Below are 22588 nucleotides of genomic sequence, written 5' to 3'. Positions count from 1 at the left end.
GATAGACGGGCATGTCCTTCGGGACCTGCATTCCAGGGCATGTTCTTCGGGTCATGCCCCATGCGACATGTCCCGGAAGACAGGCGAACTCGACGAGCGCCCCGGCCCGCCTCGAGCGACATCCTCTGCCGGGAACGCAGCGCGGGCGGCTGGCTCCGGCGGAGCGAATCGTCCGGCCTCGTCCCGCGCCCGTCGGCTCTCGACCGAGCCTCGGGCTCGTCGGCACGCGCGCGTTTCGGCCCGCGTTCGCGCCGTCCTCTCGCCGCGCTCGCGCTCGTGCGGGCGACGTGCTATCGGTGGGCGTATGCGTGTCCTCGCGGGCGACATCGGCGGCACCAAGACCCTGCTCGCGGTGCTCGATCGGCGGGCGGACGGTCGGCTCGACGTCCTCGCGCGTCAGCGCTACGTCAGCGCCGAGCACCCCGGCCTGGCGCCGATCGTGCGCGACTTTCTGGCCCGGGCCGACGTCCCCGACATCACGCGGGCCGGCTTCGGCGTCGCCGGCCCGGTGGTCGATCGGCGCAGCCGGGTCACCAACCTCCCGTGGCAGATCGACGCCGACGCGCTGGCCGCCGAGCTCGGCTTGCACTCGGTCGCGCTGGTCAACGACTTCGCCGCCGTCGCGCTCGGCCTGCAGGTCCTCGGCCCCGCCGACCTCGAGGTCCTGCAGGCGGGCGAGCGCGATCCGGCGGGCCCGATCGCCCTGATCGGCGCCGGCACCGGCCTCGGCGAGGCCGTGCTCCTGCCGAGCCCCGCAGGTCCGCGCTTCCTCGCCAGCGAGGGCGGCCACTGCGACCTCGCCCCGCGCAACGAGCTCGAGATCGCCTTGCTCCGCTTCCTCCTCAAGCGGCATCACCGCGTCTCCTACGAGCGGATCGTCTCCGGCCCCGGTCTCGTCACCGCCTATCAGTTCGTGGTCGCCGAGGGCCTCGAACCTGAACTTTTGGACACCCGCGCGCGCATGGCCGTCGAGGATCCCGGCGCCGTCATCGGCTCGCGCGCCCTCGCCGGCGACGATCCGGCCTGCGTGCGCGCCGTCGACATCTTCCTCGACCTCTACGGCGCCGAGGCCGGCAACCTCGCGCTCAAGGTCCTGCCGACCGGCGGCCTGTACGTCGCCGGCGGCATCGCCGCCAAGCTGCTGCCGCGCCTGCGCGAGGGCCGGTTCATCGCCGCCTTCGGCGACAAGGGCCGCATGAGTCCGCTCGTGCGCAACATGCACGTCGCCGTGGTCAAGAACACCGACGTCGGCCTGCTCGGGGCCGGCCTCGCCGGTCTCGCCTGAGGAGCCATGTCTGCGCGGGTCGACGCCCTGGTCGCCGGTTATCGCCGCGAGGTCCGCCACCGCTGGCTCCTCACCTGGGCCGGCCGCCTGGTCTCGCTCTACCTCGCGGTCCTCTACATCTACCTGCTGATGGTCCTGGGCCACGACGACCCGTTCTACATCAGCCTCAACCTGGTCGCCCTGGTCACCGGCCTGTCGGGCTTCGTCACCGCCTTCTACTACGAGGTCCCCGGCGTGGTGCGAGCGCTCCACAGCCCCGACCCGGCGCTCGCCGACGACGCCTGGGCCGCCGTCGAGCGCCTGCGCCCCGAGCTGTTGCCGCGCCTGCTCGTCGACCTCAACCTCCCGCCCGACGAGCGCCCCGAGCTCGCCCGCAGCCTCGACCGCGCGGGCCTCGTCCGCCTCACCGAGGCCCGCGCCCGCGACCGCTGGCGCACGATCGGCCCGATCTACCTCGTCGGCTTCGGCCTCGCCCTCGCCGGCTACCTCTGGCTCGTCCACACCTGGGAGCCCGCGACCGTCCGCTGAGCCGCGCCGCGCTGCGCATGTCTGAAGCGACATGTGCTCGCGCGCATGCACGCGAGAGCATGCCCGTTCGAGCATGCGCGAGACGACATGTCCTTCGGGCATGATGGGGGCCGCGTCGGGCCCGCTCGGGAGAGCAGCGCTGCGGCCCACCGTCGCCCTGGACCTGTCCCGAAGCGCAGGCCGTCTCATGGTGGCGGTCGCCAGGCGCGAGCGCCTCGGGCCGGTCGGGAAGCGCAGCTCGTCCGCAGCGCTCCCCTGCCCGGGGCGAAGCTGCGCCCCATCCGGGCAGGACCCGCGGTCTCGCGGCGCATCCCCGCGTGGCTCGCCTCGTTCAGCCGGCGTCGCCGGCCTCGGGTCGCGCGTGGCGTTCGACCCGCTCGCGCAGCGCCGCGTAGCCGTTCAAGCCCGGGTCGCGCGCCAGGAGCTCGCTCGCCAGCGCGCGCGCCGACTCGAGCAGCGCCACGCCCTCGCCGGCGAGCCCGGCCCAGGCCACGCGACCGGCCTGGCGCAGCCCGAACAGCTCGCCGGGGCCGCGCTCCGCCAGGTCGCGCTCCGCCACCGTGAAGCCGTCGTGGGTGTCGGCCAGCACCTGCAGCCGCCGCGCCGCCGCGCTGCCCGGCTCCGCGCCGGTGTGCAGCAGGCACCACGACGGCGCCGTCCCGCGGCCGATCCGCCCGCGCAGCTGGTGCAGCTGCGACAGCCCGAAGTGCTCGGCGTGCTCGATCAGCATGAACCTGGCCTCGGGGACATCCACCCCGACCTCGATCACCGTCGTCGCCACCAGCACGTCGATCGCCCCGGCGCGGAACGCCTCCATCGCCGCCGCGCGGCGGGCCGGGTCGACGCGGCCGTGGATCACCTCGATCCGCTTGCCCGGCAGCAGCGCCCGCAGCTCGGCCGCCGCCTCGTCGACGTCGCTGGCTTCGCGCGCGCCGGCCTCGATCTGCGGGCACACCACGAAGCCCTGCAACATGTCCCGGCGGACATGCTCGGCCAGGCGGAAGCGCGCCCGCGCCACCGGTCCTGCCATCAGCGTCGTGTCGGGCGGGCGGCGGCCCGGCGGGGCCTCGCGCAGCGTCGACACGTCGAGCTCGCCGACCAGCGACAGCGCCAGCGTGCGCGGGATCGGCGTCGCCGTCAGCACCAGCAGGTGCGGCGCCCGGCCCTTGTCGCGCAGCAACGCCCGCTGGCGCACGCCGAAGCGGTGCTGCTCGTCGACCACCACCAGCCCGAGGCGGCGGAACTGCACGCCCTCGGTCAGCAGCGCGTGGGTCCCCACCACCAGATCGGCCGTGCCCGCGGCCGCCGCCGCGATCACCGCCGCGCGCTCGCTGCGGGACATCGAGCCGGTCAGCAGCGCCAGCCGGATCCCCGCCGCCGCGCACCACGGACGCAGCGTCGCCACGTGCTGCTGGGCCAGGATCTCGGTCGGCGCCATCCAGGCCGCCTGCCCGCCCGCGGCCACGATCCCCGCGCTGGCCGCGAACGCCACCAGCGTCTTGCCCGAGCCGACGTCGCCCTGCAGCAGGCGCAGCATCGGCCGCGGGCGCGCCAGATCGGCCTCGATCTCGTCGATCGCCGCCCACTGCGCCCGCGTCGGCTCGAACGGCACGCACGCGCGCAGCTGCTCGCGACGGGCGCCCTCGTCCGGCAGCAGCGTCACCGTCACCGGCAGCGCCTGCGCGGCGGCGCGGCGGCGGAGCAGCGCCAGCTGGGCCACCAGCAGCTCCTCGAACAGCAGGCGCCGGTGCGCCGGCGAGCGCCCGGCCTGCAGCGCCGCGATGTCCTCGACCGGCAGCGCCTCGTCGGGCGCGTGCAGCAGCGCCAGCGCTTGCGCGAGCGGCATCAGGTTCAGGCGCGCGCACAGCTCGGGCGGCAGCGGATCGACGAGCGACGGCCCGAGCCGCTCGAGCGCCGCGCGGCAAAGCTTGGCCAGCGTCGCCTCGCCGACGCCCTCGACCTCCGGGTAGCGGACCGAGATCGCCGGCCCCGGCGCCTCGGGATCGCGGATCTCCGGGTGGATCAGCGCCAGCTTGCCTTTCTTGCGGCTGACGCGGCCGACCAGCAGCACCCGCTTGCCGGCCTGCGCGCGTTCGGCCAGCCCGCCGACGCGGTGGAACCACTGGCACTGCAGCCCGATCTCGCGGCCGCCCTCCTCGACCACGCAGTCGAGCCCGGCGAAGAAGCGGCCGCGGAAGAACCGCTGCGAGAACTTGCGGATCGTCGCCACCACCGCCGCCTCGGCCCCGTCGGCCGCCTGCGACAGCGGCGTGCGGTGGCGGCGGTCGCGGTAGCCGGTCGGCACCACGCGGGCCAGGTCGGCCAGCGTGTAAAGCCCGTGGGCGGCCAATTTGGCGGCGGTCTTGGGCCCGACGCCCGGCAGGGCGCCGAGCTCGCCGGCCTCGCTGTCGCGCGGCGGCACGATGACCGATCGTTCAGGTAGCGAGAGACAGGTCTCTCAGGTCAGGTCGCTGCGTTCGGCGGCGTGAACGTGAACCGCAGCTCGTGGTCGCACAGGAAGTACACGCTGCCGTCGTTGACCTTGTGGTTGTCGACGCGCTGGCCCTCGAACTCGATGCCGTTGGTGCTGCCGAGGTCCTTGATGAAGTAGTCGTTGCCGCGGCGGACCACCGACGCGTGGCGGCGCGAGATGTTGGCGTCCTTGATCGCCAGGTCGGAGAACTTCTGACCGCGGCCGATCACGAACTCCTCCTTGTCGATCTCGTACCACTGGCCCTCGAACAGCACGTACAGCGGGCGCGGCTTGCTGAGCGGCGCGCCGGTCGGGGGCGGCAGGCGCGAGGCCCCCGTCGGCGGGCGCGGCAGCGACGGCGCGACCTTGGCGGGGCTCGGCGCGCCGAGGGTCGGCGGGGCCGCGGGGATGGAGGCCGGCGGCGGCACCGGCGTCGAAGGGGCCGTGGCCGGCTTGGGCAGGCGCGGCTGCGGCAGCGCGCTCGGGGCGCGATTCTGGCTCGAGCTGATGCTGGCGGGCGGCGCTGCGGGGCCGGGCGGCGGCGAGGTCATCGGACCCGACGGCGGGGGGCGAACGCCGGGCGGACGCGGCACCGGGGCGGCGCTGGGCAGCGGGGCCGAGGCCGGCCGGGCGGCGCCGGGGTGCCCGGGTTGTGTGGACAACACCGACCGGGGCGGCGTATTGGGGCCGGCCGGGGGCGGGGCCGTCATCCCCGAGCTCTCGTCCTTTTTGCCCTTGGCCGCGCCCTTGAACAGCTGCAGCAGCGCCGCCTGAACGACATCGTCGGTGGCGATCCCACGGCGTTTGGCGAGGGCCTCGACCCGGGCCCAGAGGTCATCACGACATTGGAACTGGCGCAGCGTCTTGCTCATGCACGTCCCCCACGAGGTGCTCGCTCGGGAGGCGCGAGCGTGGTCCTCGGTACGCCGTGGCATCCTAAGAAGTTGATGGCGCGCGGGTCAACTGCGGCCGACGCGGTCAAACCGGGTTATCCTGCCCCCCGCGATGCGCTCTCGGCGACGGCGGCGGCGAACCTCGGACGGACCACGAGTCCTCCGCTCCGCCCGCGGGCGCGCGCGCGAAATCGCGCAAAGCCTCGTTTGCGGGGTCGTCGCGGCCGCTCTCCTCGGTGCGCCGGCGCTCGCCGAGGCCGCCCCCGGCCAGGCGCAACGACTCGGCGGTGCCGAGCCGCAGGGCCCCGCCAGCCGCTCGTTGACGGCGCTCCACCATAACCCGGCGATGCTCGCCGGAATGAAGGGCTTTCGCTTCCAGTTCGGCGGCGCCGGAGGCCTCGATCAGCGGTGGATCCGGCGCGAGGCCGTCGCGCCCGACGGCACCCCGACCGGCGAGCTGGGCCCGCGGATCAACCTCAACAACCCGCTCGGCGGCTACTTCGTCGCCGGCAGCCTCTACTTCGAGCCGTTCGCCGTCGGGATCGGCGCCTACGATCTCGGCAGCGAGATCCACTACAGCAGCGACGATCGCCTGCGCTGGCACCTCGCGCCCGAGGAGGACGGCCGCCCGCCGCTCTTCTGCCGGCGCGACGACCCCAACTGCAAGCTCAACGGCGGCGCCGCCACGCAGCGCACCGACATCACCATCGCCGTCGCGTGGAACATCCTCGCCAGCCTGCGGATCGGCATCGGCGTCCACCTGCCGCGGCTGCGCCAGCGGTTCTCCTACGACAACAGCACCGTCCTGTCCGAGCACCGCGACGACGGCCCGCGCTGCAACCGCGTCGAGAACCCGCTGTGCGCCGAGCGGCTCGGCTTCAACGGGCGCACGCGGTGGCTGCCCGATCGCGACGACAGGCCCGCCGGCTTCGATGTCGCCCTCACCTTCGGCCTCGCCGTCGACGTCAGCGATCGCGTCACGCTCGGCCTGCGCTACCGCACGCGCCCGCTGGTGCGCGGCGGCGAACTGACGCTGGCCGGGGACGCGCTGGTGTGCCGGCCCGACACCACCGAGGGCACCGACTCGGACGTCCTGCCGTGCAGCGTCGCCAGCCCGATCGACGCCACGCTGACCGAGCGAGTCAGCCGCGAGGCCGCGATCGGGGCCGCCTTCGTCCTCGATCGCGGCCGCTTCTGGCACATCGACACCAACCTCTACTGGATGGACCTCTGCAACGACATCGTCGGCCGCGGCGCCGGCGTGCGAAGTTGCGCCGACATGGGCAGCCAGCAGATAAGCCTCGTCGGCCTCGATCGCAACAGCGTGCTGTTGCCCGAGAGCACGCGCTATCGCGGCCGCCAGGACCTGTTCGGCTTCGACGTCTACACCACCTATCAGGCCCGCTCGAACCTCGCCGCGGTGCTGGGCGGGCACGTCTCGTCGCCGGTGGTCCGCAGGGGCGCGCGCGAGCCCGGCAACAACGACGGCTGGCGCGCGGGCATCACCGTCGGCGTGCCGCTGCGGGTCGGCTCGAGCAACCTGCAGATCGTGCCCGGCTACGGCTTCGACCTCTACTTGCCGAGCAGCACCGGCCGGCCCGGCGACTTCGATCCCGCGGCCGCGACCCGGTTCGCCGCCGCCGGCGGCGACATCAACAGCGACGACGCCGCGCTCGTGCTCGCCGGGCGCGGCAGGCCGAGCAACGCCGGCCGCTACACCGGCGCGGTGCACACCTTCATGCTGACCCTGCGGTGGGCGGAGCGCACGCCCGGCCGCGAATAGCGGCCTGCGCGCCTCGTGGCTGGCCGCGGCGCGAGGGTCTGCGTACACTGGGCATCGTGCGCCTCTTTCTCTCCGGCACCTCGCCTCTCACGGCCTGGCTCGCGCTCTTGCTCGCCGCCGCCCCGCTGCTGCCCGCCTGCGCCCGGGCCCCGCGTGGCGAGCTCCAGGCGCCCGAGGCGCCCAAGTCGATCCCCGACCTCGATCACTTCGCGCTCGCGCTCAACCAGTTCGCGCTGCTGCCCGAGAACAGCCCCAAGCGCGCCGACTTCCGCCGCGTCCTGCTCGACTTCCTGGTCCGCTACATCGACAAGACCCTCGACGACAAGCGCCCCGAGGAGGCGGTCGAGGCGCTGCAGTTCGCCGCCGGCCTGTGGCGCCCGAGCGAGCTCCGCGGGCCGCGGCAGATCGAGCCCGGCCTGTGCGCGGCGGCCCACCGGATCTACGTCGCCGCCGCGCGCCGCGGCAACGAGTCGCCGGCGCTGTTCGCCGCCGCCATCGAGCAGCAATTCGGCGACGACGACGTGCGCAAGCGGGCGATCGCCAGCTGGACCGAGATCGAGGGCTGGGTCGTGCGCAACAGCCCGTTCAGCGACGAGCCGGTGCTGCGCCACGAGGAGCTCGAGGAGTCGCTCGAGGAGATCGCCGCCGACTTCCCGGCCCCGTTCGTGGTCCAGCGCCTGACCGACCTCTACGTCGCCCGCTACGAGGCCGCGATCGAGGTCGCCAGCAGCAGCGAGAACCTCGAGCTCGGGCTCGCCGCGCGCCACCGGGCCGAGGTCACCGGCTACCTCGTCACCCGCCTCTACCTCCGCGCCGACGACTTCGACGGCGCCGGCCAGGCGCTGGCCCGCGTCGAGCTCGACATGCCGACGCGCAAGCTGATGGAGTACCTCGACAGCGCGCGCAACGCCAAGAAGAGCGCCCGGCCGCTGCTCGAGCTGGCGCGGCAGTTCCTGCCTGACGATGAGGACATGTCCGAAAGGATACCTCCGGCGTTCCTGACCCAGGGCTGGGGCATCGTCGAGAACCTGGCGCGGCGGGCCGTCCAGCGCTTCCCCGACGATCCGTTCGCGCACCTGCTGCTGGCCCGCGCGCTGCGCAAGGCCGGCCTCGTCGACGCCTCGATCGCCCACCTGCGGCGCACCGTCGAGCTCAAGGAGGACATCTTCGACGCGTGGCAGGACCTCGCCTCGATGCAGCAGACCAGCCTCGAGCGGATCGCCGCCATCGACCTCGACGCCGCGCTCGCGCGGATGCCCCAGCTCGAGAAGTTCCACGCCCGCGCGGTCGAGCTGTGGCGCGACCGCCCGATCCGCCCCGGCCTCGCCGAGGCGCAGTACACCCTCGCCGAGGCGCTCTACGAGCAGGGCAGCGTCGACCGGGCCAAGGACCTGCTGCAGCGCAGCGTCCGCGGCGAGCCGCAGCCGGCCGCGCTCGACCTGCTCGGCACCATCGAGTTCAAGGACGGCAAGGTCGCCGAGGCCCGCCGTCACTACGAGACCTTGCTCGGCCTGCCGTTCGACAACCAGCTGCTGCGCCTCCGCTGGGAGACCCAGGGCCGCGCGCAGCTGGCCGCGATCGCCCGCCGCGAGGGCAAGACCGCCGAGGCCCAGCAGGAGATGCAGACCGCCCTGCGCCAGCTCAACAAGCTGATCGCCTTCCCCAGCATCCCCCCGGGCGAGCGCGCCTCGCGGCTCATCGATCGCGGCAAGCTGCTGTTCCACCTCGGCGACGTCGAGCAGGCGGTCGCCGACTTCCGCCAGGCCCGCGACACCGCCGACGGCCGCGCCGAGGCCTACGCCGAGCCGATGATCTTCCTCGTCAGCCACGGCTACTACGACGAGGCCCTGGCGATCTTCCGCGCCGCCGCCCCGCGCGAGGACCTGCGCGGCAGCCTCAAGCTGTACTTCGCGCTGTGGCTGCACGAGATGGCGGCGCGGCAGAACCGGCCGCAGGACCCCGGCGTGATCGCCTTCCTCGAGGCCTACAAGGGCGAGCGCTGGCCGACCCGCCTGGCCGAGCACGCCCAGGGCAAGCTCAGCTTCGACGACCTTCTGCGCGGCGCCTCCGACTCCGGCGAGCGCGCCGAGGCCTACTTCTACGAGGCCCTCCGCCGCTGGCGCAGCGGCAACGCGGCCGGCGCGAAGGAGCTGATGCGCAAGGTCCTCGGCACCCGGCGCATGGCCTTCTTCGAGTACGACATGGCCCAGAGCTACCTCGAGTGGGACGACCTGCCGGCCAAGGCCCGCGCGCCTCGCTGAGCTTCGAGACATGTCTTGGCGGACATGCTGATAGAGGCATGTCCCGAGTGGCATGTCCCTTCAGTCGAAACGGCGCGCCGCCCCGTCGCTCGCAGGACGCTCGGGTCACGGCGCCGAGCGGGGCCCCGCACGCCGAGCGTGCGGGGCCGTTGCGCGCTCAGAACGAGCAGGAGATCGTGACCGCCTCCGCGACGTGGTGCTTCACCCCGTTCTCGTCGTACTCGAGCACGAGCGTGTAGAACTCGTCGCAGTGCTCGCAGGCGCTGTGGGCCATGCCGGGCAGCTTCGCCATCTCGACGCTGATGTACTCGCCGGCGGGCAGCGGCGGGCTCTCGATCGGCGAGACCTGGATCGGCTCGATCACCGGCGGATCGGCGCTCTCGAGCGACAGCGACGCGCCGGTGAGGACCGCCGCGGTGTCGTTCGGGTTGTCGGTGTTGTCGAACTCGACGTACCAGGTGCCCTGGACCGGGTCCGGCTCGGACACCGGCATGCAGTCGGCGTACAGGTACGCGTCGACGACGGCGATCACGAGCGGCGAGGTGCCCTCGGTGTCGCCGGTCGTGTCGGTCGTCTCGCCCGTCGTATCCGTCGTCGTCTCGCCGGTCGTGTCCACCGCGGTCGTGCCGGTCGTGTCCGCGGTCGTGCCGGTCGTGTCCGCGGTCGTCGCGTCCGTGGTGTCCGCCGTCGTCACGCTGGTCGTCTCGCCCGTCGTGGTGCCCGTCTCGCTCGCGCCCTCGGTGCCGGACGTCGGCTCGCTCGCCGTCGTCGGTTCGCTCGTCGTCGAGTCGGTCCCGCTCGTGGTGGTGGTGTCGTCGCCGGCCGTGGCGTCGGTCCCGGACGTCGTCGTGGTGTCGCCGGTCTCACCGCAGGCGAGCAGCGAAGTCATCAAGAAGGTCAAGGTCATGCGTCGCATCGGCGGGCGTGGTAGCGCGGCGGACTCGTGGTCGCAAGCTCATCCGCGACGTCGCCGTCGCACCCTGCCCGCTCGGCCGAACCGCTCCGCTCGCGCTGCCGCGCCCGCGTGAGACTGCCCATCGCGGCGAACCCGCGGCGCGGGGAGGCCGCGATCGGATGGCTTTCGAGACATGTTTTGCAGCGGCGTCGTCACGCGTCCGTGAAGCCCCGGTGTCATCCTCGCGCCGCGGATACGCGCGGCCGAACGACTGCGCTCGCTCGCGGAGCTCCTCGAGGAAGCTTGGCCTGCCCCGAAGGACAGCTCCGGAGCGACCGCTCCGTCTCGCGGGGCCGTCGCCCTGCGAGCCTGCCCGGCGCCGGCTCGAGAAAGCGCCGCGGCCCTGCTCCGAAGAACAGGGCCGCGAGGACATGGCCGCCAGGACAGGCGCGCCGATCGGCGACCGGCGCCCGGGCGTCTCACTTGGCGGGGTTCTTGCCCTCGATGATGTTGCCCTTCTCGTCGTAGGCGACATCGGAGGTGCCGAGCACGTCGCCGACGGTGTCGGTGAACTTGTCGTCGCCCTTGATGTTGGGCAGGCGCTCGCCGATGCTGGCCTCTTGCGTGCCGTCGACGACGGCGACGACGATGACGCCGTGGACCTCGGTCATGTCGAACGAGCGGACCTTCTCGTTCTTCTCACCGGTCCACTCGTTGTAGCGGAGCAGCACGGCGGCGGTCTTCGGGTCCTGCTTGACCTTGGCGGCCGGGTTGACGCCGAACCACTTCTTGAAGGAGTTGTCGACCACGCCCTGGTAGTCCTTGTCCGGCCACTTCTCCTTGTTGAAGGCGTAGACGATCTTCCACAGCTGGCCGTCCTTGAAGAAGTAGAACTTGCGCAGCTTCGAGCCTTCCTTGACCCAGATCATCTCCTCGTTGTTGTCGTCGGCGAACTCGTACTGGATGAGCGAGACGCCCCACTTGTGCTTGGTCGACGACGCGAACTTGATGTGACCCTTCTTGAGCTCGTTGAGCTGATCGTTCCGCTCCTTGCGGATCCGATCCTGGTCCATCGGGTTCTTGGTCTCCTTGAGCTGGTCGTCGAAGTACTTGTTGATCGACTCACCCAGCTTGGCGAGCACCTGCTCCGGGCTCATGCCCCACTCGAAGCCCTTGATCAGCGAGGCCACGCCGATCGACGCGCTGAGCTTCGGGTTGCTGTCGACCATCTCGCAGGTGGTCTCCTTCTTCTTCGCCTTGCCCTTGCCGACGGTCTTGGTCTTGCAGACCTCCTTGACCTCGGGCTTCTTGACCTTCGCGTCTTCCTTGGCGACGGCGGCGTCCATGTCGGTGGTCGCGGGCGCGGCCTCGCCTTCGCCCTCGCTCGAGGTCGGCGCGGCGGCGACCATGCTCTCCTCGTTGTCCTCGCTCACCCCCTTCTTCTTCGGGGTCTCCTCGGCGACCTCCTCGGGTGCCGTCGACTCCTCCTGCTTCTTGCATCCGGCGTCGGCGACCACGAACAGGCCAAAAGCCGCGGCGATGAACAACGAGCGCTTCAACATGCTGCCTCCTGGGGACGGGAAGCTATCACAAAGCGGCGCCGATGCGGCAGCGACGCGCACCCGCGGGCCCGCACGCGCGTGTGGGCGAACTCGCCCTGACGCCCGCGCCCGCGACCGACGGCGTCGGCGCCGCCCGGCTCGCGGCTCCGGGCCGGCGCGCTACGGGTCGAGCTGAAAGCTGAACCCGAGCTGCGGCTGCCCATCGACCTCGTGAGCGTAGATCTCCAGCTTCGCGCGGCTCTTGAGCACGTCGAGCATCGCCCGACACGCGCCGTAGAACACGCAGAGGAAGCCGCGGCTGTGCAAGATCTCCGGGACCAGGTCGTGGCTGCGCAGCTTGAGCCCCGAGCCGTCGTCGATGACTTCCAGCGTCCCGCACGCCTGACTCGACAGCAGCCACGCCCGCGGCGCCGTCTTGACGAGCCCCGACACCGCCGACTTGCCGAGCCCGAACCCGGCGAGCATCGTCAGCGGCTTCAGGATCCCGTGGTCGTAGCTGTCACGCATGAGGTCGGTCCAGAACCCACGCGCGGCCTCCTCACCGAGGACCTCGAGGATGGCGTCGCACAGCGCGACGACCGTCGGGACGGGCACCCAGTCGAGGCTCGCGGCGTCGCGGATCGCGGCCAGACGCTCGCTGCCGACGCGCTCCCGGATCCCGCTGCCCTTGCCCTCGGGGTAGGCACGCAGGCGCTTGAGCGCCAGCTTGGAGTAATGGGCGCGGATCGCGGGCGTCTCGTCGGACATGGGCGAGCGCCCCATCATAGCGGCGTCGCAGGGGGATTGCTCGGGTGGATCAGGGCTTGCGTAGGCGCGCGAACGGGTTGTTGCTGAAGGTCTGCTGGGCCCTCGGCGCCTCCGAGGGCTTCGGACCCCGACCCTTGTTCAGCGGCGTGCGTTCCTGCACCCTGGGCTGAGCGGCGGGTCCGCGCGGCGCCTCGCTCTTGGCGGTCAGGGCGATGCGCTTGCGCTCGAGATCGACCTCGAGCACGCGCACCTTGAGGCGGTCGCCGGCCTTCACGACCTCGTGCGGGTCCTTCACGAAGCGGTCCGCGAGCTGCGAGATGTGGACGAGGCCATCCTGATGGACGCCGACGTCGACGAAGGCGCCGAAGGCGGTCACGTTGGTGACGACGCCCTCGAGCGTCATGCCGACCTTGAGGTCGTTCATGGTCGTGACGTCGGCGCGGAACTTCGGCGGGTCGAAGCGATCGCGCGGGTCCCGGCCGGGCTTGCCGAGCTCGGCGACGATGTCCCGCAGCGTCGGCTCGCCGACGCTGTCGGTGGCGTAGCGGGCCACCGGGATCTTGGCCGCCAGCGCGGCGTCGCCGACCAGCTTCGCCAGCGGCACGCCGAGGTCGGCCGCGATCGACTCGACCAGCGCGTAGCGCTCGGGGTGGACCGCCGACGCGTCGAGCGGGTGCTCGCCGCCGCGGATCCGCAGGAAGCCGGCCGCCTGCTCGAAGGTCTTGGGCCCGAGGCCGGGCACGGTCAGCAGCGCCTGCCGGCTGGCGAAGGCGCCGTGGCGGGCGCGGTGCTCGACCACGCTCTTGGCCACCGCCGGCCGCATGCCGGCGACGCGGGCCAGCAGCGGCGCGCTCGCGGTGTTGAGGTCGACGCCGACGCCGTTGACGCAGCTCTCGACCACCTGGTCGAGCTTCTTCGCCAGCAGCGGCTGGAACACGTCGTGCTGGTACTGGCCGACGCCGATCGCCTTGGGATCGATCTTCACCAGCTCGGCCAGCGGGTCCTGCAAGCGGCGGGCGATCGAGACGGCGCCGCGGATCGTGACGTCGAGGTCGGGCAGCTCCTCGCGGGCGACCTCGGAGGCGCTGTAGACGCTCGCGCCGGCCTCGCTGACGGGCACGACGATGATGTCCTTGAGGCCAGCCGCGGCCAGCGCGGCGCGCACGAACGCCTCGGCCTCGCGCCCGCCGGTGCCGTTGCCGACGGCGATCGCGTCGGGCTTGTGCGCCTTGACGAACGCGACGAGCTCCTGCTCGGCGCGCGCCGCCGCGGCCGCGCCCTGGCTGGTGTAGAGCGTCGCCTGGCCGAGGTAGGTGCCGGTCTCGTCGAGCGCCGCGCACTTGCAGCCGGTGCGCAGGCCCGGGTCGACGCCGACGACGCGCCGCCCGCCGAACGGCGCCGCCAGCAGCAGCGCGCGCAGGTTGTCGCCGAACACCTGCACCGCCTCGCGGTCGGCCTTCATCTTCAGCTCGATGCGCACGTCGGTCTCGATCGTCGGCGCCAGCAAGCGCACGAACGCGTCGCGCACCGCGGCCACCATCTCCGCGTGGAACGGAGTGCCCGCGCGCGCCTTGGCCAGCGCCTCGATCCGCGGGGTGATGGCGTCGGGGCCGACGCCGATCTTGACCCGCAGCACGCCCTCCTGCTCGCCGCGACGGACGGCGAGGAACCGGTGCGACGGCATGTTCGCGGCCGGCTCCTCGTGATCGTAGTACTGCTCGAACTTGGTCGGCTGCCCGGCCTTGTCGGCCATCACCTCGGAGCGCACGGTGCCCTCCTTGGCGAACACCTCGCGGACCATCGCCCGCACCTCGGGCGACTCGGCGATGACCTCGGCGACGATGTCGCGCGCGCCCGCCAGCGCGCTCTTGACGTCGGGCACCTCGAGCTCTGCCTTGACGAACTTGGCCGCCTCGGCCTGCGGATCGCCGTCGTCGGGCTGCGCGAGGATCCGGTCGGCCAGCGGCTGCAGCCCGCGCTCGCGCGCCACCATCGCCCGCGTCCGCCGCTTGGGCTTGAACGGCAAGTAGAGGTCCTCGAGCGCGGCCTTGGTGTCGCAGGCGAGGATCTTGGCCCGCAGCTCGTCGGTCAAGAGCCCCTGCGCGGCGATCGTGTCGAGCACGGCGCGCCGGCGGTCCTCGAGCTCGAGCACGTAGGTGCGGCGCTCCTCGATCGCCCGGATCTGGACCTCGTCGAGCCCGCCGGTGGCCTCCTTGCGGTAGCGGGCGATGAACGGCACGGTCGCGCCCTCGGCGAGCAGTCGGACCACGGCAGCGACGCCCCGCTCGGGCAGTTGCAGGTCGCGGGCGAGCACGGGGACGGGATCGAAGTCGGCCGGGGTGGTCATCGCGGGCGGGGAACCTGGCACACGGAGCCGGCCGATGTCGACCCCCGTGCGGGCCGCGCCGGCGGATGGCGATCTTCCCCTCACCCCGTCAGGCCGGCGATCCGCGGGGCGGAAGATCTCGCCGGCGTGATCTCGACGGGGCGAGCGGCCGGCTGCGCGGCGGGTCGCTCGCGGCCCGCTCCCGGGGGGACGCCGCCCGAAAGACATGTCCTTCAGGACAGCTCCAAACACCCGGCAGGGCCCGACGAACATGTCCTCCCGGACATGTCGCCGCGTCGACGCGAACCTGTCCTTGCGGGCAGGCGTTCATCGACAGGAGGGCACCTGACCTTACGGACAGGTGCCCCGGCTCAACGCGGGCGCACCGTCGGCGCCGAGGCTCGCAGCGCGTCGCAGGCCGCGGCGACGATGGCGTTGTGCAGCGCCTGCGCCTCGTCGTCGGTGACCGAGCGCTGCTCGGCCGCGTAGTGCAGGCGCAGCAGCAGCGCGCGGTGGCCGGCGGGCACGCCGGCGCCGCGGTAATCCTCGAGCACCTCGACGGCGGGCTCGCCGAACGAGTCGGTGGCGAGGCGGACCTCGCCGGCGGTCGTCTTGCCGTCGCTGCGCTGGCTCGCCTCGATCGCGCTGCGGTGCACCTGACCCGCCGCGGCGGTCAGCGCCGCGACCACGCGGGCCGCGCTCAGGGTCAGCGGGATCTCGAGCGAGAGATCGCGGGCCGTCGACGGGAAGCGCGGCAGGTCGCGCGCCTTCGCGGTCGCGCGCGGCGGCATCGCCTCGATGTCGATCTCGGCGTAGTACACACGTGTCCCTTCGGGCAGGTCCCACGCGCGCACCAGGTCCGGATGGACCTCGCCGGCCTCGCCGACCACCGCGCCGTCGACCGCCAGCGCCGCCTGCACGCCCGGATGGAGGTGGGCGACCGGCGCGGGCGGATCGACGGGCCGGGCCCGCAGGCCGACGCGCGCGAGCGCCTGGACCGCCGCGCCGGTGATCTCGCGCGCGCTCGCCCCGCCCTTCGCCCCGGCGTAGATCAGCGCCGCCGCGACCGCGCGCTCGCGCGGCAACAACGCGTCGATCGCCGCCGTGGGCCCGTCCTTCGGGACAGGTCGTTCGGGCCAGGCATAGGTGCGGCCGACCTCGAACAGGCGGACCGGGCGGGTGTGGCGGGCGACGTTGTGCGCCAGCGCGTCGAGCAGCCCCGGCAGCATGTGCGTGCGCATCACCCCGGCCGCGCGCATCGGGTTCTCGACGCGGACCCGCCGCTCGGTCGGCACGGCGAAGAACTCGACCTTCGACTCGGCGACGAACGCCATCGCCACGTGCTCGTGCAGGCCCGCGTCGCGCAGGCCCTCCGCGAGGCGATCGCCGAGCTCGGTGATCGGATCGCTGTGAGCCGCGGCGCGCGCCTCGGCCGGCACCGTCAGCCGGGCCGGCACCTTGTCGAGGCCGTGGAACCGCATCAGCTCCTCGATCAAGTCGACCTCCCGGCGGAGGTCCGGGCGGTGCGTGGGGGCCACGCAGGTCCACGTCTCGGGGCTGTCCTCACGGACCTGTACTTCGAGGCCGCCGAGCACCGCGCGGGCGGTCTCGGCCGGGACTTCGACCCCGAGCAGCGCGGCGACCCGCGGCAGGCGCAGCGGGATGGCCGGCTGCTGCGGGCGATCGCCGGCCGCGTCCGTCCACGCGGTGCAGCGCCCGCCGGCCAGCTCGATCAGCAATCCGAGCGCGCGCAGGGCCGCCCGCTCGAGGCCGACCCCGTGATCGACGCCGCGCTCGAAGCGGTAGCTCGAGTCGGTGGCGTAGCCGTGGCGGCGGGCGGTGGCCCGGATCCCCGCTGGCGCGAACCAGGCCGCCTCGAGCAGCAGGTCGTGTGTGCCGGCGTGGACCATCGACTGGGCCCCGCCCATCACCCCCGCGAGGGCCTGCGGGGCGCTCGCGTCGGCGATCACCAGGTCGTCGGTCGTCAGCAGCTTCTGCGTGCCGTCGAGCGTGGTCATCGGCTCGTCGCGCTCGGCCCGGCGGACCACCACCCGGCCCTCGGCCAGGCGATCGCGGTCGAACGCGTGCAGCGGCTGGCCGCACTCCATCAGCACGAAGTTGGTCACGTCGACGACGTTGCTGATCGCCCGCAGGCCGACGCGGTGCAGCCGGACCCGCATCCACAGCGGAGAGGGCTGTACGGACATGCCCTCGAGGACATAGCCGAGGTAGCGCCCGCAGCGGTCGGGCGCCGCGATCGTCACCAGCCCGGGGGTGTTCGGCGCGTCGGGTCGATGCACGTGCGGCGGCCGCAGCGGGATCCCGAGCTTGGTCCCGACGTCGCGGGCCACGCCGATGTGTCCGAGCGCGTCGGGCCGGTTCGGCGTGACCCCGAGCTCGAGGATCGTGTCGACGATCCCGGGCACGCGATCGACCAAGCGGTCGCCGGCGCGCCAGTCCTCAGGCAGCACGAGGATCCCGCTGTCGTCGGCGCCGATCTCGAGCTCGGCCTCGGAGCAGATCATGCCCTGCGACGGCACCCCGCGCAGCTCGCGGGCCGCGATCGCCAGGCCGCCCGGCAGCACCGCGCCGACCGGCGCGAACGCCACCTTGCCGCCGAGCGGCGGCAGGTTGCTGGCGCCGCACACGACCTGGACGACACCTGTCCCATCGAACAGCTCGACGACCGTGAGCTTGTCGGCCTTCGGGTGCGGCGACTTGCCGCGGATCTCGCCGACCACGATCGATCGCACGCCCTCGCCGACGGCGTGGACGGCCTCGACCTCGAGGCCCAGGCCGGTGAGCAGGCGGGTGTAGGCCGCCGCCCTGCCCTCGGCCGACCAGGCCGCGAGCGCCGCATCGAGCGCGCCCTCGGCGAACATTTCACGGAGCCACTGGTGCGAGATCTTCACGGGAACTGCTCCAGAAACCGGACATCACCCTCGAACATGTGCCGCAGGTGCGGGACCGCGTGCTGCGACATCGTCATGCGATCGACGCCGAAGCCGAACGCCCAGCCGGTGTAGACCTCGGGGTCGATCCCGCAGGCCTCGAACACCGCCGGGTGGACCATGCCGCAGCCGCCGATCTCGATGTAACCTGTCCGCTTGCACAGGTTGCACCCGTCGCCGCCGCAGAACGGGCAGCCGATGTCGAACTCGGCGCCCGGCTCGACGAACGGGAAGAAGCTCGGCCGGAAGCGGACGTCGAGGCGGCGGCCGTAGAAGTCGCGGGTGAAGTCCATCAGCGTCGCCTTGAGGTCGGCCATGGTCACCCCGCGGTCGACGTAGAGGCCCTCGATCTGGTGGAACATCGGGCTGTGGGTCGCGTCGTCGTCGCAGCGGAAGGTGGTGCCGAGCGCGACGATCCGGATCGGCGGCTTCTGCGTCAGCATCGTCCGCACCTGCACCGGCGACGTGTGCGTGCGCAGGACCAGCTCGCCGGCGCGCAGGCGCATCGCCGCGTCGTTGTCGGTGTGGTCGTCGAAGCCGGGGTGGCGGTGCGGGCGGATGAAGAACGTGTCCGCCATGTCGCGCGCCGGGTGGTCCTTCGGCACGTTGAGGTCGTCGAAGTTGTACTTGCTGTGCTCGACGTGCGGGCCGACGGCCAGCGAGAAGCCGAGCCGCTGGAAGCTCTCGCTCAGGCGCCGGCGCGTCTGCGACAGCGGGTGCAGCGTGCCGGCGGGCGGGCGCAGCGGCGGCAGCGTCAGGTCCTCGACGCGCGCGAGGTCGAGGCGGCGCGCCTGCTCTTTGAGATAGGCGCGGCGCTCCTCGAGCGCGGCCTCGATGGCGTTGCGGACCCGGTTCCACTCGGCGCCGAAGCCCTTGCGCTCCTCCGGCGGGAGCTTGCCCATCTCGCCGCGGAGCTGGGTGACGGTGCCCTTCTTGCCGAGATAGGCGACCTGGAGCTCGTAGAGCGCGGCCTCGGAGTCGACGCGCGCGAGCGCCTCCTGGAAGGCCGCGAGCTGCGTGGCCAAACGTGCTGGCATGGCGAGAGTGTGCCTCTTTTCCGCCGCCCTCGCCGCCCGCTTAAACGGCGACGAGCCGGCAGCGCGGCTCGAACGGTGTCTCAGGGGTGAGGGCCGCCGCGGTTCGCGGCGCTCCAGCTCGCGACTCGGGCCCGACGCGCGACCGGCACGACGGGCCCGAGGAGGAGGTGGTTCGCTACGCGAGGGCGCCGCGGGCCTCGGCGACGACCTTGCCGAACGCCGCGTTGTCGAACACCGCGAGATCGGACAGCACCTTGCGGTCGAGGACGATCCCGGCCTTGCCGAGGCCCTCGATCAGGCGGCTGTAGCTGAGGCCGTGCAGGCGAGCGGCCGCGTTGAGGCGGACGATCCACAGCCGACGCATGACCCGCTTCTGGCCCTTGCGGCTCGTGTACATGTGCATCCACGCGTGATGCACGGCCTCGAGCGCGCGGCGGAACATCCGCGAGCGGCCGCCACGGAAACCCTTCGCGGCCTTGAGAATACGATTGCGGCGGCGCCGCGCCTTAAATCCACGTTTTGCGCGAGGCATGGTTCAGGTCCTCCCGTTCGGAAGCATGATCTCGATCCGCCGCTGGTCGGGCTCCGAGACGATCGTCATGCCCTTGAGCTTGCGAATGCGGTCGCTGTGCTTCTTGGTGAGGATGTGGTTCTTGTGCGAGTGCTTTCGCTTCGCCTTGCCGGAAGCGGTGAAGCGAAAGCGCTTCTTCGCGCCGGAGTGGGACTTCATCTTGGGCATGATGGCGTCTTCTAAAGAGCGAGGGCCAGTTCAGGCGCGGGGCGCCTTGAAGCGTGACGGGGGGCTGGAGATACCCCAGCTCGCCCGCGGACGCGAGGTCCGGGGCTGGCCGCTGGTTTTGTGTTGACTCACGGTTTCGAGCAGGCGGACGGCCCCGCCTGCCCCGGTTTCAGTTGGCGGCGTCAGCGTCCGGATCGTCGAGACCGGTCGTGTCGTCGTCGAAGTCGTCGTCGTAGCCCTCGTCGTCGTCCTCGTCGTCAGTGGACGGCGGCGGCGGCGGCGGAGCGGCAGGACGGACGATCGGGCCTTCGGGCGGCTTGGGCTTCACGGTGCCCGGACGCTGCGGCTTGGGGGCGAGCACCATGTTCATGCGGTTGCCCTCCATCTGCGCCAGCTGAAGCACCGTGGCGACGTCGACGAGCTCGCGGATCACCTTCTCGAGGATCGCACGACCCGTCTCGGGGTGGGTGATCTCGCGACCGCGGAACTGGACGACGAGCTTGACCTTGTCGCCTTCGTCCAGGAAGCGGCGGATGTGCCGCGTCTTGAAGTCGAAGTCGTGGTCATGGGTCTTCGGGCGGAACTTGACCTCTTTGAGCTCCGTCGTCTTCTGGTTCTTCTTCGCCTCGCGGTCGCGCTTGGCGGTCTCGTACTTGAACTTCCCGTAGTCCATGATCTTGCACACGGGAGGGCTGGCCTTCGGGTTGACTTCAACCAACTGAAGGTTCGCCTCCTCCGCGCGCGCCATGGCATCCTGGGTGAGCATGATCCCAAGCTGTTCGCCATTGGCGTCGATCACCCGGACTTCCTTGACGCGGATCCGGCGACCTACGCGATGGGTCTCGACGCGGGGCTTGGGCTTCTGTTGTCTGCGGCCGATGGTGGTACTCCTTCAAGAGAAATGCGGCGAGTGAGGCGAGCTTCGCGCACCTCCCCAGCCGGGGCGCCATTTTGTGTGCAATTCTGGACGCGCCGTCAAGCCCCTTCGACGCGCAGCACGCAGCGGCCCGCGCAGCGCACCCCGAGCCGGCTGTCGGGGCGGTGCGCGGCGCGGGCCCCAGGGTCCTCGCCAGGTCGTGCCAGCGTCGGCGCCGTCACATTCGTGACCGCGCCGTCACGACTTCAGGACGGGATCCGGGCCTCTTCGGCCATGCGCTCGACGAAGCCGGCCAGGGGCTCGAGCGCGCCCGTCTGACCGTCGCGGGTGCGCGGCGCGACGCCCCTGCCCTCGACCTCCTTGTCGCCGAGGACCAGCATCGTCGGCACGCGCAGCAGCGTGGCCTCGCGGATCTTCAGGCCGAGCTTCTCGTTGCGCAGGTCGGTGTGGACCCGCAGGCCGCGAGCGACCAGCGCCGCCTCGACCTCGCCGGCCCACGCGTGGTGCGCCGCGGTGATCGGCAAGATCGCCACCTGCACCGGCGCGAGCCAGGTCGGGAAGCGACCGGCGACGTGCTCGAGGTAGACGCCGAAGAACCGCTCGAGGCTGCCGAGCATGGCCCGGTGGATCATCACCGGCCGGCCGCGCGAGTCGTCGGGCGCGACGTACTCGAGGCCGAACCGCTCGGGCAGCTGGAAGTCGAGCTGGACGGTGCCGAGCTGCCAGCTGCGGCGCAACGCGTCGCGGACCTTGAAGTCGATCTTCGGCCCGTAGAACGCGCCGTCGCCGTGGTTGATGGTGTACGGCAGGCCGGCGCCGTCGAGCGCGGCCATCAACGCCGCCTCGGCCCGGTTCCACGTCTCGAGCTCGCCGAGGAATGACGCCGGGCGGGTGCTGACCTCGATCTCCGGCCGATCGAAGCCGAAGGTCTTGTAGCACTCGAGGATCATCGCCGTGACGTTGGCGATCTCCTGCCCGACCTGGTCGGCGGTGCAGAAGATGTGCGCGTCGTCCTGGCAGAAGCTGCGCACGCGGGTGAGCCCGTGGACCACGCCGGCGCGCTCGTAGCGGTGCAGGCGGCCGAAGTCGGCCAGGCGCTGCGGGAGATCGCGGTAGCTGTGGTGCGACTGGCGGAACAGCACGCAGTGGCCGGGGCAATTCATCGGCTTCACCCCGAACTCGCGCTCGTCCACCGTGCAGGCGAACATGTTCTCTTTGTAGTGCTCGTAGTGGCCCGAGGTGCGGAACAGATCCATGTCGAAGATCTGCGGCGTGATCACCTCTTGATAGCCGTGCCGGCGGTACAGCCCGCGCACGTAGGCCTGCAGCAGGTTGTACACGGTCGCCCCGCGGCCGGTGAAGAACGGGCTCGCCGGCGCGATCGGGTCGAAGTAGAAGAGCCCGAGCTCCTTGCCGAGCTTGCGATGGTCGCGGGCCTTGGCCTCCTCGAGCAGGCGCAGGTGCTCCTTCAGCTCCTTGCGGTCGGCGAAGGCCGTGCCGTACACGCGCTGCAGCTGCGGCCGCTTCTCGTCGCCGCGCCAGTACGCGCCGGCGATGCTCATCACCTTGAAGGCGCGCACGTCGGCGGTGCTCTTGACGTGGGGGCCGCGGCACAGATCGACGAAGTCGCCGCTGCGGTAGAGCGTCAGCGTGGCGCCGGCAGGGATCGATCCGATCGCCTCGACCTTGTAGGTCTCGTTCAGGCCGCGGAACAGCTCGATCGCCGCGTCGCGGGTGATCTCCTCGCGCACGAAGGGGTGACGCGCGTCGACCTCCTTCTGCATCTCGGCCTCGATCGCCGCGAAGTCCTCGGGGACGAGGCGGTGCGGCATGTCGATGTCGTAGTAGAAGCCGTCCTCGGTGTGCGGCCCGAACGCCAGCTTGGCCTCGGGCCACAGCCGCTTGATCGCCGATGCCATCACGTGGGCCGCGCTGTGCCGCAGAGTCTCGACCGGCGACAGATTCGGCACCGAAGGGTCGATCATGTGCTCGATCTCTTGCGCGTGTTCGTCCGCCATGGGGCGCGAAGCGTACACAAGCCGAGCCGCGGGAGCGAGCGAGAAACAAGAAAAACGCCGCTGAGGCGAGCCTCAGCGGCGTTCCATAGGACCGGACGGATTCGAACCGTCGACCTCTACCGTGTCAAGGTAGCGCTCTAACCAACTGAGCTACGGCCCTGTTTTTCGTGCTGCTCGCCGGTGCGGGCGAGGGGCTGCCTAGGTAGCGCAACC

At 72.0% G+C, this 22588-nt stretch carries 16 protein-coding genes and 1 tRNA gene; 4 read left to right on the top strand and 13 right to left on the bottom strand.

The window, feature by feature from the left end:
- The first annotated feature begins 304 nt into the window (after nucleotides 1-304).
- The gene (locus NAEX_RS42680; protein ID WP_096333215.1) at nucleotides 305-1285 is read left to right on the top strand and encodes a glucokinase; all 981 of its coding nucleotides are present in this window, start codon (nucleotides 305-307) and stop codon (nucleotides 1283-1285) included.
- Nucleotides 1286-1291: 6 nt separating this feature from the next.
- Nucleotides 1292-1813, top strand: a complete 522-nt coding sequence (locus tag NAEX_RS42675; RefSeq protein ID WP_096333214.1) for a hypothetical protein — start codon at nucleotides 1292-1294, stop codon at nucleotides 1811-1813.
- Nucleotides 1814-2144: 331 nt separating this feature from the next.
- Here the strand turns inward: NAEX_RS42675 and NAEX_RS42670 are convergent, their stop codons facing one another.
- On the bottom strand, nucleotides 2145-4235 hold the full coding sequence (locus NAEX_RS42670; RefSeq protein ID WP_096333213.1) for an ATP-dependent DNA helicase RecG: 2091 nt from the start codon (nucleotides 4233-4235) through the stop codon (nucleotides 2145-2147).
- Between the two features lie 41 nt (nucleotides 4236-4276).
- Nucleotides 4277-5158 (bottom strand): FHA domain-containing protein, encoded by an 882-nt coding sequence (locus NAEX_RS49060; RefSeq protein WP_100792669.1) that lies wholly within the window; start codon nucleotides 5156-5158, stop codon nucleotides 4277-4279.
- A 367-nt stretch (nucleotides 5159-5525) separates the two neighbouring features.
- Here NAEX_RS49060 and NAEX_RS42655 point away from each other — a divergent pair, with 367 nt between their 5' ends.
- Together NAEX_RS42655 and NAEX_RS42650 are read left to right on the top strand one after the other, a co-directional pair.
- Nucleotides 5526-6962 carry a hypothetical protein gene (locus NAEX_RS42655; protein ID WP_143140107.1) on the top strand — a complete coding sequence of 479 codons (1437 nt, stop codon included), beginning with the start codon at nucleotides 5526-5528 and terminating at the stop codon, nucleotides 6960-6962.
- Between the two features lie 56 nt (nucleotides 6963-7018).
- Nucleotides 7019-9223, top strand: coding sequence for a tetratricopeptide repeat protein (locus NAEX_RS42650; protein WP_096333209.1), 2205 nt, complete (start codon nucleotides 7019-7021; stop codon nucleotides 9221-9223).
- Between the two features lie 157 nt (nucleotides 9224-9380).
- Here the strand turns inward: NAEX_RS42650 and NAEX_RS42645 are convergent, their stop codons facing one another.
- The 11 genes from NAEX_RS42645 to NAEX_RS42595 all read right to left on the bottom strand — a co-directional run bounded on the left by NAEX_RS42645 (nucleotide 9381) and on the right by NAEX_RS42595 (nucleotide 22535).
- The gene (locus NAEX_RS42645) at nucleotides 9381-10139 is read right to left on the bottom strand and encodes a hypothetical protein (protein WP_143140106.1); all 759 of its coding nucleotides are present in this window, start codon (nucleotides 10137-10139) and stop codon (nucleotides 9381-9383) included.
- A 458-nt stretch (nucleotides 10140-10597) separates the two neighbouring features.
- The gene (locus NAEX_RS42640; protein WP_096333207.1) at nucleotides 10598-11680 is read right to left on the bottom strand and encodes a hypothetical protein; all 1083 of its coding nucleotides are present in this window, start codon (nucleotides 11678-11680) and stop codon (nucleotides 10598-10600) included.
- Between the two features lie 159 nt (nucleotides 11681-11839).
- Nucleotides 11840-12427, bottom strand: a complete 588-nt coding sequence (locus NAEX_RS42635) for a hypothetical protein (RefSeq protein ID WP_096333206.1) — start codon at nucleotides 12425-12427, stop codon at nucleotides 11840-11842.
- A 49-nt stretch (nucleotides 12428-12476) separates the two neighbouring features.
- On the bottom strand, nucleotides 12477-14774 hold the full coding sequence (locus tag NAEX_RS42630) for a Tex family protein (RefSeq protein WP_096333205.1): 2298 nt from the start codon (nucleotides 14772-14774) through the stop codon (nucleotides 12477-12479).
- Nucleotides 14775-15124: 350 nt separating this feature from the next.
- Entirely contained in the window at nucleotides 15125-17665 is a 2541-nt protein-coding gene (gene pheT / locus NAEX_RS42625; protein ID WP_096333204.1) for a phenylalanine--tRNA ligase subunit beta, read from the bottom strand.
- A complete protein-coding gene (gene pheS / locus NAEX_RS42620) occupies nucleotides 17662-18741 on the bottom strand; it encodes a phenylalanine--tRNA ligase subunit alpha (RefSeq protein ID WP_096333203.1) in 1080 nt (359 codons plus the stop codon). The genes pheT and pheS overlap by 4 nt, the downstream gene beginning before the upstream one ends.
- A gap of 175 nt (nucleotides 18742-18916) precedes the next feature.
- Nucleotides 18917-19273, bottom strand: a complete 357-nt coding sequence (gene rplT / locus NAEX_RS42615; protein WP_096333202.1) for a 50S ribosomal protein L20 — start codon at nucleotides 19271-19273, stop codon at nucleotides 18917-18919.
- 3 nt (nucleotides 19274-19276) lie between these two features.
- Nucleotides 19277-19480 carry a 50S ribosomal protein L35 gene (gene rpmI / locus NAEX_RS42610; protein WP_096333201.1) on the bottom strand — a complete coding sequence of 68 codons (204 nt, stop codon included), beginning with the start codon at nucleotides 19478-19480 and terminating at the stop codon, nucleotides 19277-19279.
- A 169-nt stretch (nucleotides 19481-19649) separates the two neighbouring features.
- Complete coding sequence (infC, locus tag NAEX_RS42605) at nucleotides 19650-20279, bottom strand: translation initiation factor IF-3 (protein WP_245913924.1); 630 nt, start codon at nucleotides 20277-20279, stop codon at nucleotides 19650-19652.
- A 323-nt stretch (nucleotides 20280-20602) separates the two neighbouring features.
- On the bottom strand, nucleotides 20603-22375 hold the full coding sequence (gene thrS / locus NAEX_RS42600; protein ID WP_096333199.1) for a threonine--tRNA ligase: 1773 nt from the start codon (nucleotides 22373-22375) through the stop codon (nucleotides 20603-20605).
- A gap of 86 nt (nucleotides 22376-22461) precedes the next feature.
- Nucleotides 22462-22535, bottom strand: a tRNA-Val gene (locus NAEX_RS42595).
- Nucleotides 22536-22588: the final 53 nt, after the last annotated feature.

It is taken from the genome of Nannocystis exedens, from assembly GCF_002343915.1.
Lineage (GTDB): Bacteria > Myxococcota_A > Polyangia > Nannocystales > Nannocystaceae > Nannocystis > Nannocystis exedens.
Note: the sequence above shows the minus strand (reverse complement) of the source record. Positions and strands in the feature narration are given on the sequence as shown.